The following is an 11,859-nucleotide window of genomic DNA, read 5'->3' as shown; positions in this document are numbered from 1 at the left end:
CGAACGTGCAAGGCCCCGGCGGATCCCGCCGGGGCCTTTCGCGTCAGGCGTCGAAGACGCGGTCGAGCAGGTGTTCCACCAGGTGTGGTGCGTGCGCGGCGTAGTGGTCGCTGGTGAGCATTCCCTGAGTGAGTCCGCCGAGGGCGAGCAGGATGACCTCGGCGTCCGCCCGGATCGCCGCGTCGTCGGCCTCGGTGCCGCGCGCGGCCCGCAGCTGTGTGGCGACCGCGTCGACGATGTAGTTCGGCGCACCGGCGGTGTCGGCGGATTCGATATCCGGTCCGGTGAGCGCGGCCGCGTGAAAGATGCCGAGGATGACGGCGTTCTGTCTGCTCGGTTCGTCGAGGGGGAGCAGCCCGAGCAGGATCGCCCGGACCACCTCGCGCGGCCCGGAGCCCGGCGCCAGTCCGGCCAGCCCGGCGGCGAGTCGAGCGCCGGAATCCGCTACCACCGCGCGATGCGTGGCGAGCAGGAACTCCCGTTTCGTGCCGAAGTAGTACTGGACGGACCGCACCGACACCCCGGCCTCCGCCGCGACGGATTGGAAGGTGGCCGCGTCCAGTCCGCCCCGGGCGATCACCCGGCGTGCGGCGTCGGTGATGGATCCGCGGCGTTCGTCGTGGTCGGCCAAGCGTGGCATCTCGCCTCCTCCTGTCGTCCGGCGAAATCTTTATGGTACGCCCATATCATCTATGTGGTACGTTGATATCATCAACGAGGAACAGGGGTGGTCATGGCCAAGATCGGGCGATTCAAGAACGACGCGGCACGCGAGGAGTACCTGCGGACCTATCGCGAACTGGAGAAGCTGTGGCCCGTGCCGTCGGAACTGCTCGACGTCCCGACCTCTTTCGGGATGACGAAGGTGCGTAAGTCCGGCGCGGGGCAGGGTGTTCCGATCGTGCTGATGCACTCGATGGGCGGCAACAGCTTGATGTGGAGTCACGTGATCGAGGATTTCGCCCGCGATCACGTGGTGTACGCGCCGGAGATGGTCGGGACGCCGGGGCTCAGCGTGCAGACCGCGCCGATCGACGAGACGAAGTTCGGGACCTGGCTGGGGGATGTCCTCGACGGTCTCGGCGTGGACCGGGTGCATCTGGTCGGCTACTCACAGGGCGCGTGGTCGGCGATGGCAGTCGCGACCACCCAGCAGGCGCGGCTGGCGAGCCTGAACGTGGTGGAGCCGAGCGGAACTCTGACGAAGATCAAGTGGAGTCTGCTGTGGATGATGATCCGGGTCGGCGCCCGGCCGACGGACAAGAACCTGCGGGCGATGAACGCGCGGCTCAACCCCGGTGTCACCCTGACCGACGCCGAATTCGCCGGTGTGAAGGCGGCTCTCGGCTACTCCCCGACGATCGGCTATCCGAAGATGTTCACCGACGAGCGGCTGGCGACGATCACCACGCCGACCCTGGTGCTGCTCGGATCGGAGTCGCTGGTGGTCGACGCGCCACTCGCCGAACGACGCCTACGCGAGAACCTGCCGATCTGTGAGGTCGAGATCTTCCCCGGCGCGGGACACGGGGTCTTCTACGAGATTCCCCGACAGGTGACCGCCCGCATACTCGAGTTCACCCGCCGCTACGAATCCACCGAGGCACGGTACGCCGAGTAGACACACCTGTCGGGACTGATAATCCGCTGAGAACGGTGCATAGTGGACACCTTGGGTGTGGTTGGGGCGTTGTCTCGGTAAGAGGTCCGGCGGTGGCCTCCGGAAGGAGTGCGTCATGAGTCTCATCGGAACCCTGCTCGGGTACCTGCTGACGGTGTTCTTGGTGCTGTTGATCGCGCGGATGGTGGTGGATTGGCTCGAGACGGCGGGCAACCGGTCGCCGTGGGTGGGGAAGGTTCGCTCGGTGACCCACGCGGCGACCGAGCCGGTGATCGCACCGGTCCGTCGGGTGCTCAAGCCGGTCCGGCTGGGCGAGGTCTCGCTCGACCTCGCCTTCACCGTGGTGTTCATCGTCGTGCTGATCCTGCGATCGGTGGCGTTCAGCCTGTAACCGTGTCGTCGGCGCCCTCCAACCGCCACCTGGTCAGTACCGCGCACACGCAGGGGGCGTCGGCGAGGGCGTCGAGCGTATCGGCCAGCGCCGACTCACGGGCACGGTGGGTGAGCACGATCAGGTGGGCGTCGTCGCCGTGGTGTTCCTGTCGCACCCGGGCGATGCTCACCCCGTGCTCGGCGAAGACCGAGGCGACCTGCGCCAGCGCACCGGCGTGGTCGGTGACCCGCAGATTGAGGTAGTAGCGGGTGGGGGTGTCGCCGAAGGGGGCGACCGGCAGCTCGGCATAGTGCGACGGGCGTAGCGCGCGCCCGCCGTTGACCCGGTTGCGAGCGGCGCTCACCAGATCGCCGAGCAGGGCCGACGCGGTCGCCGCGGTGGCGTCGCGACCGGAGAACATCAGGCGCCCGGCGCCCTCGGCGTCCACGGTCACCGCGCTGAACGGCGACTCCACCTGGGCCAGCGGGTGCGTGGCGGGCAGCAGCGCGGGGTGCACGCGCACCGAGATCCATTCCTTGCCACCGTCTTCGGGCTCACTGATCCGGGTGCACACGGTGAGCTGCCGCAGCCGCAACGACAAGGCCTCGGCCGCGGCCAGATCGTGCTCGCCCGCCATCTCGAACTCCTCGAAGTGCACGTCGGCGACCTCGACGCGGGTGTGGAACGCCAGGGTGGCGAGGACAGCGGCCGCGTGCGCGTCGGCGGCGGCGAACACCCCGAGCACCTCACGCACCCGGTCGCCCGACAGCGACTGCGTGAGCGGTCGCACCACCGGGACCCCACCGGCCACCGCCGCCTCGAAACACAGATCCGCCCCGAACTCCTCGGCGGCCGAAGCCAATTCGAGCCCGTGTTCGGCGACCAGCGCGGCGTTGGCGGTGACCACCGACCGGCCCGCGCGGAGCGCGTCGAGCACCGCCTCCATCGTCTGTGCCGTCGCCGTGGTGTCGACGACGAGGTCGGCCGATTCCGCGTCGAGCACCAATCGGGCCCCGACCCGCGCGGCCAGTTCCGCACCGGATTCGCCGATGATCCGCACCACCTCCCCGGCCAGCGCGCCTGTGCCGAGCACCGCCACACGCAACGAGGGGGAACGAAAGTGCCGAGTAGTCATCCGAATTCGCCTTACCGCCGAGAGCTGCCGAACGCCGGGAGCAGGCGCAAGCGCGCCACCCCCGTCCGGCCAGTATCGCGCCAGAAACGGCACGGCGGCACCACTTTTCGCGTCACAAACCGCCCAGCCGCGCCCGGATTGCCGGGATACTCGACGGGAGTTACCCGCGAGTACTTCGCGGGCGAGCAGGGAGAGGACAGCGGGATGGCCCTGGTTGTACAGAAATTCGGTGGCTCGTCGGTCGCGACCGCGGAGCGGATCCGCCGGGTCGCCGAGCGGATCGTGGAGACCAAGAAGCAGGGCAACGACGTGGTTGTCGTGTGCTCGGCGATGGGCGACACCACCGACGAACTGCTGGATCTGGCGGGTCAGGTGGCACCGGCGCCGCCGCCGAGGGAGATGGACATGCTGCTCACCTCCGGTGAGCGGATCTCGAACGCCCTGGTGGCCATGGCGATTCATTCTTTAGGTGCGGAGGCGCGTTCGCTCACCGGTTCGCAGGCCGGTGTCATCACCACGGGGGCGCACGGCAACGCCAAGATCATCGAGGTCGACCCCGGCCGGGTGCGCCGCGCCCTCGACGACGGCGAGATCGTGCTGGTCGCCGGTTTCCAGGGGGTGAGCCAGAACAGTCGCGACGTCACCACGCTGGGGCGGGGCGGTTCCGACACCACCGCCGTCGCCCTCGCCGCCGCCTTGCACGCCGACGTGTGCGAGATCTACACCGATGTCGACGGTGTGTTCACCGCCGATCCGCGCATCGTGGCCGACGCGCAGAAACTCGACCAGGTCTCCTACGAGGAGATGCTCGAGATGGCGGCTTGCGGTTCCAAGGTGCTCATGCTGCGCTGCGTCGAATACGCCCGCCGCTACCAGGTTCCGGTGCATGTGCGCTCGTCCTACACCGACACCGTCGGCACCACCGTGTTCGGTTCGATGGCCGACATCCCCGCAGCGCAGGCCGTGCTCACCGGCGTCGCGCACGACCGCAACGAGGCCAAGGTCACCGTGGTCGGTGTGCCCGACGAACCGGGCTACGCCGCCCAGGTGTTCCGTGCCGTCGCCGATGCCGAGGTGGGCATCGACATGGTCGTGCAGAACACCGGAACCGGCCGCACCGACATCACCTTCACGCTGCCTGCCGCCGACGGCGACCGCGCGGTCGCGCTGTTGCGTTCGCGTCGCGCCGAGATCGGCTTCACCGATGTGCGTTACGACGACCGCGTGGGCAAGGTGTCACTGATCGGCGCGGGCATGCGAAACAACCCCGGTGTCACCGCGACCTTCTGCGAGGCGCTGGCGGAGGCGGGCATCAACCTCGACCTGATCGCCACCTCCGAGATCCGCATCTCCGTGCTGGTCCGTGACACCGAGCTCGATGAAGCCGTGCGCATCCTGCATCGTGCCTTCGACCTGGGCGGGGCGGAGGTCGCCGTGGTGCACGGTGGTACCGGGCGCTGACCGGCCCGGATCAGCCGATCGATGCGGTGAGGGCGCGCAACGCCTCGGCGGTGGGCGGGATGAGCGGCGCCCGTCGTTGCGCGGCGCGGGCGGCCGACTGCTCGTTGATCCGCTCGCGCACGCCGGGCCATTCGTCACGCAGGATCGAATAGAACGCGGTGTCGCGCACCTCGCCGTCGAGACCACGCGAATGTGCCCGGCGCACACCGTCGCTCACCGCGCCGAGCCGTTCGATGGCCGCTCGGGAGCGCAGGTTGCGCGCGTCGGCGCGCAACGTCACCCGCCGCACCCGCCACGTGTCGAACGCGTGGGTGAGCAACAGCAGCTTGGAGTCGAGATTCACCTGGCCGCCACGCACGGCGGGGGTGAGCCAGGTGTTGCCGATCTCCACGGCGTCGGGTATCGCCCCGCCGGGCGATGCGGCGACGGGTTCGGCCGACAGCGGCCAGGTGAGCGGACCCTGCCAGTAGTCGAGCCGGGTGAAGCGGGTGGCCCCGACCACGCACTCGTCACCGATCAGGACGATCGCGAACGCCAACGCCGACCCCGCCAGCTGGGCGGCCTCGGCCTGGAAGACATACGTGCGCGCCTCCTGATCGCCGTGCGGGACCACGGTGAACCCCGGTTGGCCGCGCAGCGCTAGGGCGGCCGCAGCCAGACCGGGAACATGGTGGGGTGCAAGAGGTTCCAGCCGTACGATGCGGCCGTGGAGGATAACGGGTGCGGGCATGGTGACCGGCGTCCTTCGTTTGAGAGGGTCACCGAATCACGAGGCGTGGATCCTCACGCGGCACATGATTCGGCGAAGCGACACGAACGATCCAGCAGCATCGAAAAGAAACTGGATGGACGATAGCCGAACGTGCCGCGTTCAAACACTCGAACGCACCCGAATGTCGCGCGCGCGTACCCGAGACATCGCCGCCGCTGGTGAACGCGTTGTCGACTCGGTCCGGTCACGAACCGCCGCGCGTTGTGTCTCGATCCCCGTTTGCGCACTTCAAGGGCTATAACGGTTGTGTAAATGACAGTGCTGTCGGTTTGTTGGGCAATCGTCCAGAATTAGTGGAATCCTCCAGTTCGGACGCCTGTTTGCCGGAGATGTAACAACCGTTACCTAATCGTGTCGCACATGCATTCGATGTGATGCAGATCACATCGCCTGTTATCCTCCCCGTAGAGCTGGCACGCTCGACATTGCTGAACGTTAACCGTTTGTGACCGTCGGTCAGTCGAAGAGGACTTGCCGTAACGAATGCGCCACCTGGGTGGCTGACCTACCGGCTGGGTCGGGACGGCCGTCCGGAAGGGAGCTCATGATTATGAGCAGCATCTACTTCGAACCGAACAGCAATCTTTCAGTTACCAGACGTGACCGCCGCGTCGCCGACGATTCGATCGCGCCATTGGCGATTCCGAGCCTCGTGCTCGGTCTCGTGCTGGTCGGTCTCGGGCTGGTGGCACTGCTGCGCCTCGGCGACTGGGCGGCCAGCTATGGCCCCGAGTTGGTCATGGCCGCCTATGCCCTGTACATGGCGGCGGCCGGATGGCTCGTGCTCTGGAGCGCGGCGACCGTGCGGTCGCAGCGCGGTCAGGGACCGGCGGGGTCGTCCTGATCGTCCTGGCCCGCCGCGGCGAGCGCCTCCGACAGTTCCCGGCGCAGCCGCTGTGCGGTCGCCTCGTCGCCCGCGTCGGCGGCCGTGGTGATGTCCTGGCGGAGCTGGGCGATGACGTCCTGTGAAACCATGAGATTCCTCCTTCAGGCGGATGCCGACGACGTGGCCGGGGCCAGGTCGTAGACGGCGTATTCGGTACCGATCACGGGTTGGGCGACATTGCGCACGCGGATACCGCCGGGGGTGGTGCCGCGTTCTGTTCCCGCGTGGGCGTGTCCGTGCACCGCCAGATCGGCGCCGCAGGCGTCGATCGCCTCGCCCAGCAGGTAGGAACCGAGAAACGGGTAGATCTCCGGTGGCTCGCCGTGCAGGGTGTCCGACGCCGGCGAGTAGTGGGTTAGCGCGATGGTCACATCGGTGTCCAGTCTGTTCAGCGCGCTGTGCAGCCGTTCGGCGAGCTCAACGGTGTGGGTCGCGAACTCGCGCATCTGCGGTTCGCCGAAGGCGCTGGCGCATTTGCCCGCGAAGCCCCCGCCGAAACCTTTGGTGCCCGCGATACCGAGTGTGCGATCACCGATGGTCAGCACCGTCGAGGTGCCTTCGAGCACCGTGATCCCGTGTGCTGACAGCAGTGCGCTCATCTCCTGCTCCCGGTCGCTGTGGTAGTCGTGGTTGCCGAGCACCGCCACCACGGGGACGCCGAGGTTTCCGAACTCGCCTGCCACGACCTCCGCCTCGTCCATCGTGCCGAGGCGGGTGAGATCACCGGCGAGCAACAGGACATCCGCGTGCTCGGGCAGCCGTTCGAACACCGGTCGGCACCGACCACGCGACTCCGCGCCGAGATGGACATCGCCCACAGCAGCTATCCGCATTCCGCTCACCTCAACACTTCCGGTTCGGTCGGCTCGGCCGGTCTGCGTACCCGCACGTCGTTGTGGACCCGCAGATCACCGATTCGTTCGCGCAGTACGGCTTCCAGCGCCTGACGGCTCTGTTCGTCGGCGACCTCGCCGGTGAGGACCACGACGTCGGAGCGCAGCGTCACGTGCACACTCATCGTCGCGGTCCGTGGGTCCTCGGCGAAGGCCCGCCGCAGATTGGCGACCACGTACTGCGGTGGTTCGGCGGCGGGTGCGGGCGGTACGTGGTGGACGCCGAGGTCGTCGAGAAGTCCGAGAAAGGCCCGCGCGTAGGGCGATTCGGCGGTGTCGCGGTACACCTGTGCCCAGTCGATCTGCTCGCGCAGCGCGCGGGCGACCTCGAGCAGGCGGGTGAAGTCGAGACGGTGCGCGTCGAGCACCATGAGCTTGTCGACCAGCACGTCGGTGGCGGGAAGGACCGGCGCGGTCGCCGGGCCGACGGACATCCGCTCGGCACGGTCGAGCAGGTCGTCGTCGACCGTCCGATGGTTGGTGCGGAAGATCAGGTCGACGAGGATCTCGCCGTCGTAGACCTTGGTCAGCCAGTTCTCCGGCGGATCGACGGGTCGTAAACCTTTGGCCACCAATGCGTCTCGCGCGACATCGGCGTCCTCGGACCGGAGAAAGATGTCCACGTCGTGATCGCTGGCCGGGCCTCCGTGCGCGTACACCGCGCAGCCGCCCGCCACCGCGAAGCGAATGCCGTTGTCGTGCAAGGTGTTGACCACACGGGTCAGGGTCTGCAGCAGGTCCGAGATCTCGGCGGTCATCAGGCCACCACCTTTCGCCGGTGCGGGGGACGACCCGGGCCCGGCGGAATGCCGGACCCGGGTCGGTGCGGTGTCAGCGGCCGCCGTGGCTGTGTTGGCCGCCCTCGCGCTTGGCCTCGGTGGGCTGCGCCTGGGCGCCCTTGCGGCCTGCCTCGCGCGGGTCGGCGGAATTACGATCGCCGAAACTGCCGCTACTGGCCTGGCCGCCGCGGGCCGCCTGCTCCTGGGTGTCGTTGCGGTTGCCGAACTGTCCAGGGTTGTTCGGATCAGGCATGAATGCCCTCCTCGTGTCGTCTGGTCTTCTGGCATGTGGTCCTCGTTCTCGACCACACCGTCGCACTACCCGGGTTCGTCGCGCTCAATCACGGGCACGCCCGGTCGGCGCGGGATTCGAGCGTCGCGTGCCGGGTATGCGCGCGGAGAGGAGCAGGGCTCGTGGCGACGAGGAGCGGCGATGGACGACGATGACGCCGACTGGAACCGGCGGGTGCGCGGCGAGAACCAGATCCAGCGTCTCGACCGCAACTGGTCCTCCCTGCTCCAGGAACTTCGAGTGCTGCAGACCGGTGTGCAGGTGCTCACCGGCATCCTGCTGACCCTGCCGTTCCAATCGCATTTCGACGCGCTCGGTACCGAGTTGCGGGTGGTCTATCTCGTGGTCGTCACCGCGTCGATCGCCGCGACGGCGCTGCTCGTCGCCCCGGTGGCGCTGCACCGACTGCTGTTCCGCCGACACCGTCTCGATGTGCTGGTGACCGGGGCGCACCGGCTCGCCCTCGCCGGGATCGCGCTGCTCGGGGTGGCGCTCACCGGGATCGCCGTGCTGATCTTCGACGTGGTCGCCGGGACGACAGCGGGCATCATCGCGGGTGTGCTCGCCGCGATTCTGTTCCTCGGTTTGTGGGTGGTCCAGCCGCTGGTCTACCGCAAGCGCCCCGATTCGAAGTGACCTACTGGCTGCTCTCGCGATCTTCCAATCCCACCGCGTCGGCCAGTTCCTCCCGTTCCCTCGCCAACGCCGGATATTCGGTGCTGAGCTCGCCCATCAGCGCGGCGAGGCCCTCGGCGAGTGCGATGAGCTTGTGCTGGGTGGCGTCGTCGTTGCGGGCCTGGGTGTTCTGCAGCAGTGCGACGAGAAGGAACGTGACGATGGTCGTCACCGTATTGATGACCAGCTGCCAGGTGTCGATACTCGGGAACAGGAACACCGAGGGCGCCCAGAGCAGGACCAGGATGAGGCAGGCGGCGAAGAACCACGCCTTGGACGCGAAATCGCTCGCCCCCGTGGCGAAACGGTCGAAAAAGGTTTTGTGGTCGGAGATGTCCGACGGCATCGTCGCCTTGTTCGACTTGTGTCCGGACATGTCGACCACCCACCTTCATCGGTACGGCCAGAGCGCCCTGTGGCGGGCGAATATCCGTTTCGCGGGATTTCAACCACAAGGTCGGTTCGGTTCGGCGGCACCGGGTAAGCGCCCGCTGTCCGCCGAACCGAAAGAGGTGAAGTCATGCACGACGACATGATCTGGGTGCAACTCACCGTGCCCGCCGACGTCGACGACGTCTTCGCCGTGCTCGCCGACGGATGGTCGTATTCGGGGTGGGTGGTCGGCGCTTCTCATATCCGCCGCGTCGACAAGGGCTGGCCCGCGGTCGGCACCCGTATCCACCACAGCGTGGGGCCGTGGCCGTTCGTCATCGAGGACACCACGGAGGTGCGGACGATGGACGAACCGCACACCCTGGAACTCGACGCGCGGCTGTGGCCGATGGGCGCGGCCGTCATCCGCTTCGAGCTGCGCGAGGTCGCCCCGGCCACGACCGAGGTGCGGATGGGGGAGTTGGCCGTGCGCGGGCCGGGCAAGCTCATCCCCCGTGCGGCGCAGCAGGTGCTGCTGACCCCACGCAACCGCGAAACCCTCGACCGGCTGTCCGACCTGGCTGTCGGTAGAAGCCGAGCAGCCACGGCCGAACGGTGACCTAGGGCTCGAGGTCGACCAGCGCTTTCCCGCTCGGGATGTCGAGCGGCACCGAGACCTGGTCGTGCGCGATCAACCAGGCACCGCCGACCTTGCGCAGACACAGCGTGGCGCGAACCCACATGCCGTCGGTGACCTCCCCGGTGCGCAGGGTGCCGCGCAGTCTGCCGAAGCCGTACCCGTAGGCAACGTCGGCGCCGACGGTGAAGGTCAGGTCGCGGAACTCGTAGCTCATGGTGTCGAACACCTGGAACACCCGTGCCCAGTTCGCCAGCTTGGCCGCCCGGCCCCGGTGTCGCAGGGGAGGCTCGATGTCGAACGACACGGCGTCGTCGGTGTAGAGCGCGCCGATGCCGTCGAGGTCCTTGGTCCGCAGGCATTCGACGAGCCGGTCGATCCGGTCGCTGATCGCGGCGGTGTCATCGGCGGGACGGCGTAGTGCGGTCAGCGCTGTCGTCCACGCGACGAGCTGGTCGAGCGTCTTGCCCAAGGTGGCGTCGTGGTGCTCGCGCGCGACGAAGGACGTGTTGTCCTCGAAATCGGTGAGCACCCCGACCGAGACCGAATGGGCGACATCGGCCATCCCCAGCGTGCCGCACACGGTGCGCAACTGCACCACGGCCCGGGCGCCGCCGTTGACGCCGTACCCCACGAAGGCGACAGCCTTGTCGGTCCATTCCGCGAACGCGTGGTCGAAAGCGTTCTTCAGCACGCCGGGAACGCCGCCGTTGTATTCGGGGGTGACGACGATGAAACCGTCGAAGGGGGCGATTCTCGCCGTCCACGCGCGGGTGTGCTCGTTGGCCGACGGACCGAACATGGGAGGTGCCGCTTCGTCGAAGTGCGGGAGCGGGTGGTCGCGCAGATCGATGAGCTCGAATTCCGCGTCGCCCCGTCGCGACGCCGAATCCAGTACCCACCACGCGACCTGGTCTCCGTGGCGGTTGTGGCGAGTGCTGCCGAGAATGATGCCGATTCTGATCATGACCTTCCGACGACGCGGACCCCGGAAACGTCAGGCCTCACCTTTCGGTTCGCTGTTTCGTCGGTCATGGTGAGGACACCGACGCGAGGAGCCGATCATGACCGACCCCCACCTGCCCGAGGTGATGAGTGAGCGCCGCCAGTTGCTCAACCTCGCCTACCGGCTGCTCGGCTCGCTGGCCGAAGCCGAGGACGTGGTGCAGGAGACCTATGCGCGCTGGTACGCGATGAGTGAACGACGCCGCGCCGAGGTCGCCGCCCCCGGCGCCTGGCTGACGACGGTGGCCGGGCGCATCTGTCTCGACCTGCTCGGTTCCGCCCGTGCTCGTCGGGAACGCTATGTGGGCGAATGGATTCCGGAACCTGTCCCCGGCCGCTCCGACTACTTCGGCGCCCCCGCACCCGCCGACCCCGCCGACCGGGTGACACTCGACGAATCGATCAGCATGGCGTTTCTCGTCGTCCTCGATTCCATGACACCGGCCGAACGAGTGGCCTTCGTGTTGCACGATGTGTTCCGCTACTCCTTCGCCGAAGTGGCCGAGGTCGTCGGTCGCACCCCGGCCGCGTGCCGTCAGCTCGCCTCGAGCGCCCGCCGTCGCGTCGATACCGCGCGGCGCTCACCCGAAACCGCGCGCGCCGAGGTGGTGCGGAAATTCAAACGAGCCTGGGAGGCGGGCGACATCGCGGGACTCGTCGAGTTGCTCGACCCGGCCGCGGTCGCCACCGCCGACAGCGGCGGATTGGTCCCGGCCTTCCGCGAGCCGCTGGTCGGCAGCGGCGAGATCGCGACGACGTGGCTGCTGATCGCCAACCGGATGGCGACGGTGGTCGTGGCGGAGCGGATGGTGAACGGTCAGTTGGGACTGGTCGCCGAAATCGATGGACAGGTCATCGCGGTCTACTCCTTCGACATCGTCGACGAGCGGATCAGCCGGATCTGGGTGATGCGGAACCCGGAGAAGCTGCGGGCGTGGACGGGGAACGCGCGCGGCGC

The 11,859-nt window shown here is 68.0% G+C and carries 16 protein-coding genes; 7 read left to right on the top strand and 9 right to left on the bottom strand.

Annotation, left to right across the window (positions count from 1 at the left end):
- Nucleotides 1–43 precede the first annotated feature (43 nt).
- Complete coding sequence (locus NC7_RS27970; protein ID WP_067988874.1) at nt 44–640, bottom strand: TetR/AcrR family transcriptional regulator; 597 nt, start codon at nt 638–640, stop codon at nt 44–46.
- A gap of 93 nt (nt 641–733) precedes the next feature.
- Between NC7_RS27970 and NC7_RS27965 the strand changes: the two genes are divergently transcribed.
- Both NC7_RS27965 and NC7_RS27960 read left to right on the top strand, forming a co-directional pair.
- Entirely contained in the window at nt 734–1,621 is an 888-nt protein-coding gene (locus NC7_RS27965) for an alpha/beta fold hydrolase (protein ID WP_067988872.1), read from the top strand.
- Between the two features lie 115 nt (nt 1,622–1,736).
- Nucleotides 1,737–2,012 carry a YggT family protein gene (locus NC7_RS27960; protein WP_067988870.1) on the top strand — a complete coding sequence of 92 codons (276 nt, stop codon included), beginning with the start codon at nt 1,737–1,739 and terminating at the stop codon, nt 2,010–2,012.
- Here NC7_RS27960 and NC7_RS27955 read toward each other — a convergent pair.
- On the bottom strand, nt 2,002–3,129 hold the full coding sequence (locus tag NC7_RS27955; protein ID WP_084458846.1) for an ACT domain-containing protein: 1,128 nt from the start codon (nt 3,127–3,129) through the stop codon (nt 2,002–2,004). The genes NC7_RS27960 and NC7_RS27955 overlap by 11 nt on opposite strands.
- 204 nt (nt 3,130–3,333) lie before the next feature.
- Between NC7_RS27955 and NC7_RS27950 the strand changes: the two genes are divergently transcribed.
- Nucleotides 3,334–4,590, top strand: coding sequence for an aspartate kinase (locus tag NC7_RS27950; RefSeq protein WP_067988865.1), 1,257 nt, complete (start codon nt 3,334–3,336; stop codon nt 4,588–4,590).
- A gap of 10 nt (nt 4,591–4,600) precedes the next feature.
- Here NC7_RS27950 and NC7_RS27945 read toward each other — a convergent pair whose 3' ends face one another.
- Nucleotides 4,601–5,320, bottom strand: coding sequence for a GNAT family N-acetyltransferase (locus NC7_RS27945; RefSeq protein ID WP_067988864.1), 720 nt, complete (start codon nt 5,318–5,320; stop codon nt 4,601–4,603).
- Nucleotides 5,321–5,912: 592 nt separating this feature from the next.
- On the opposite strand from NC7_RS27945, the gene NC7_RS27940 reads away from it, so the two are divergent.
- Entirely contained in the window at nt 5,913–6,206 is a 294-nt protein-coding gene (locus NC7_RS27940) for a hypothetical protein (protein ID WP_067988862.1), read from the top strand.
- On the opposite strand, the gene NC7_RS29415 is transcribed toward NC7_RS27940, so the two are convergent.
- From NC7_RS29415 to NC7_RS27925, 4 genes are all read right to left on the bottom strand, one after another.
- Nucleotides 6,182–6,337, bottom strand: coding sequence for a hypothetical protein (locus NC7_RS29415; RefSeq protein WP_157102203.1), 156 nt, complete (start codon nt 6,335–6,337; stop codon nt 6,182–6,184). The genes NC7_RS27940 and NC7_RS29415 overlap by 25 nt on opposite strands.
- Nucleotides 6,338–6,349: 12 nt before the next feature.
- A complete protein-coding gene (locus NC7_RS27935) occupies nt 6,350–7,081 on the bottom strand; it encodes a metallophosphoesterase family protein (RefSeq protein ID WP_067988861.1) in 732 nt (243 codons plus the stop codon).
- 5 nt (nt 7,082–7,086) lie between these two features.
- Nucleotides 7,087–7,899: a nucleotidyltransferase gene (locus NC7_RS27930; protein ID WP_067988859.1), complete on the bottom strand. Its 813-nt coding sequence runs from the start codon at nt 7,897–7,899 to the stop codon at nt 7,087–7,089.
- Between the two features lie 73 nt (nt 7,900–7,972).
- The gene (locus NC7_RS27925) at nt 7,973–8,173 is read right to left on the bottom strand and encodes a hypothetical protein (protein ID WP_067988858.1); all 201 of its coding nucleotides are present in this window, start codon (nt 8,171–8,173) and stop codon (nt 7,973–7,975) included.
- A 180-nt stretch (nt 8,174–8,353) separates the two neighbouring features.
- On the opposite strand from NC7_RS27925, the gene NC7_RS27920 reads away from it, so the two are divergent.
- Nucleotides 8,354–8,848, top strand: a complete 495-nt coding sequence (locus NC7_RS27920; RefSeq protein WP_067988855.1) for a DUF6328 family protein — start codon at nt 8,354–8,356, stop codon at nt 8,846–8,848.
- A gap of 1 nt (nt 8,849) precedes the next feature.
- Here the strand turns inward: NC7_RS27920 and NC7_RS27915 are convergent, their stop codons facing one another.
- A complete protein-coding gene (locus tag NC7_RS27915; protein ID WP_067988913.1) occupies nt 8,850–9,263 on the bottom strand; it encodes a low affinity iron permease family protein in 414 nt (137 codons plus the stop codon).
- Nucleotides 9,264–9,407: 144 nt separating this feature from the next.
- Between NC7_RS27915 and NC7_RS27910 the strand changes: the two genes are divergently transcribed.
- Nucleotides 9,408–9,878, top strand: coding sequence for an SRPBCC family protein (locus NC7_RS27910; RefSeq protein WP_236573780.1), 471 nt, complete (start codon nt 9,408–9,410; stop codon nt 9,876–9,878).
- A gap of 1 nt (nt 9,879) precedes the next feature.
- Here the strand turns inward: NC7_RS27910 and NC7_RS27905 are convergent, their stop codons facing one another.
- Complete coding sequence (locus tag NC7_RS27905) at nt 9,880–10,863, bottom strand: NAD(P)H-dependent oxidoreductase (RefSeq protein ID WP_067988852.1); 984 nt, start codon at nt 10,861–10,863, stop codon at nt 9,880–9,882.
- A gap of 97 nt (nt 10,864–10,960) precedes the next feature.
- Between NC7_RS27905 and sigJ the strand changes: the two genes are divergently transcribed.
- A partial coding sequence (gene sigJ / locus NC7_RS27900; protein WP_157102202.1) for an RNA polymerase sigma factor SigJ occupies nt 10,961–11,859 on the top strand: 899 nt, incomplete at its 3' end.

The organism is Nocardia caishijiensis NBRC 108228, from assembly GCF_001612825.1.
GTDB classification, from domain to species: domain Bacteria; phylum Actinomycetota; class Actinomycetes; order Mycobacteriales; family Mycobacteriaceae; genus Nocardia; species Nocardia caishijiensis.
Note: the sequence above shows the minus strand (reverse complement) of the source record. Positions and strands in the feature narration are given on the sequence as shown.

Excerpts from the sequence above, each read along its gene's own strand:
- NC7_RS27970 (WP_067988874.1), bottom strand. The coding sequence starts at position 640 with ATGCCACGCTTGGCCGACCACGACGAACGCCGCGGATCCATCACCGAC.
- NC7_RS27965 (WP_067988872.1), top strand. The coding sequence starts at position 734 with ATGGCCAAGATCGGGCGATTCAAGAACGACGCGGCACGCGAGGAGTAC.
- NC7_RS27960 (WP_067988870.1), top strand. The coding sequence starts at position 1,737 with ATGAGTCTCATCGGAACCCTGCTCGGGTACCTGCTGACGGTGTTCTTG.
- NC7_RS27955 (WP_084458846.1), bottom strand. The coding sequence starts at position 3,129 with ATGACTACTCGGCACTTTCGTTCCCCCTCGTTGCGTGTGGCGGTGCTC.
- NC7_RS27950 (WP_067988865.1), top strand. The coding sequence starts at position 3,334 with ATGGCCCTGGTTGTACAGAAATTCGGTGGCTCGTCGGTCGCGACCGCG.
- NC7_RS27945 (WP_067988864.1), bottom strand. The coding sequence starts at position 5,320 with ATGCCCGCACCCGTTATCCTCCACGGCCGCATCGTACGGCTGGAACCT.
- NC7_RS27940 (WP_067988862.1), top strand. The coding sequence starts at position 5,913 with ATGAGCAGCATCTACTTCGAACCGAACAGCAATCTTTCAGTTACCAGA.
- NC7_RS29415 (WP_157102203.1), bottom strand. The coding sequence starts at position 6,337 with ATGGTTTCACAGGACGTCATCGCCCAGCTCCGCCAGGACATCACCACG.
- NC7_RS27935 (WP_067988861.1), bottom strand. The coding sequence starts at position 7,081 with ATGCGGATAGCTGCTGTGGGCGATGTCCATCTCGGCGCGGAGTCGCGT.
- NC7_RS27930 (WP_067988859.1), bottom strand. The coding sequence starts at position 7,899 with ATGACCGCCGAGATCTCGGACCTGCTGCAGACCCTGACCCGTGTGGTC.
- NC7_RS27925 (WP_067988858.1), bottom strand. The coding sequence starts at position 8,173 with ATGCCTGATCCGAACAACCCTGGACAGTTCGGCAACCGCAACGACACC.
- NC7_RS27920 (WP_067988855.1), top strand. The coding sequence starts at position 8,354 with ATGGACGACGATGACGCCGACTGGAACCGGCGGGTGCGCGGCGAGAAC.
- NC7_RS27915 (WP_067988913.1), bottom strand. The coding sequence starts at position 9,263 with ATGTCCGGACACAAGTCGAACAAGGCGACGATGCCGTCGGACATCTCC.
- NC7_RS27910 (WP_236573780.1), top strand. The coding sequence starts at position 9,408 with ATGCACGACGACATGATCTGGGTGCAACTCACCGTGCCCGCCGACGTC.
- NC7_RS27905 (WP_067988852.1), bottom strand. The coding sequence starts at position 10,863 with ATGATCAGAATCGGCATCATTCTCGGCAGCACTCGCCACAACCGCCAC.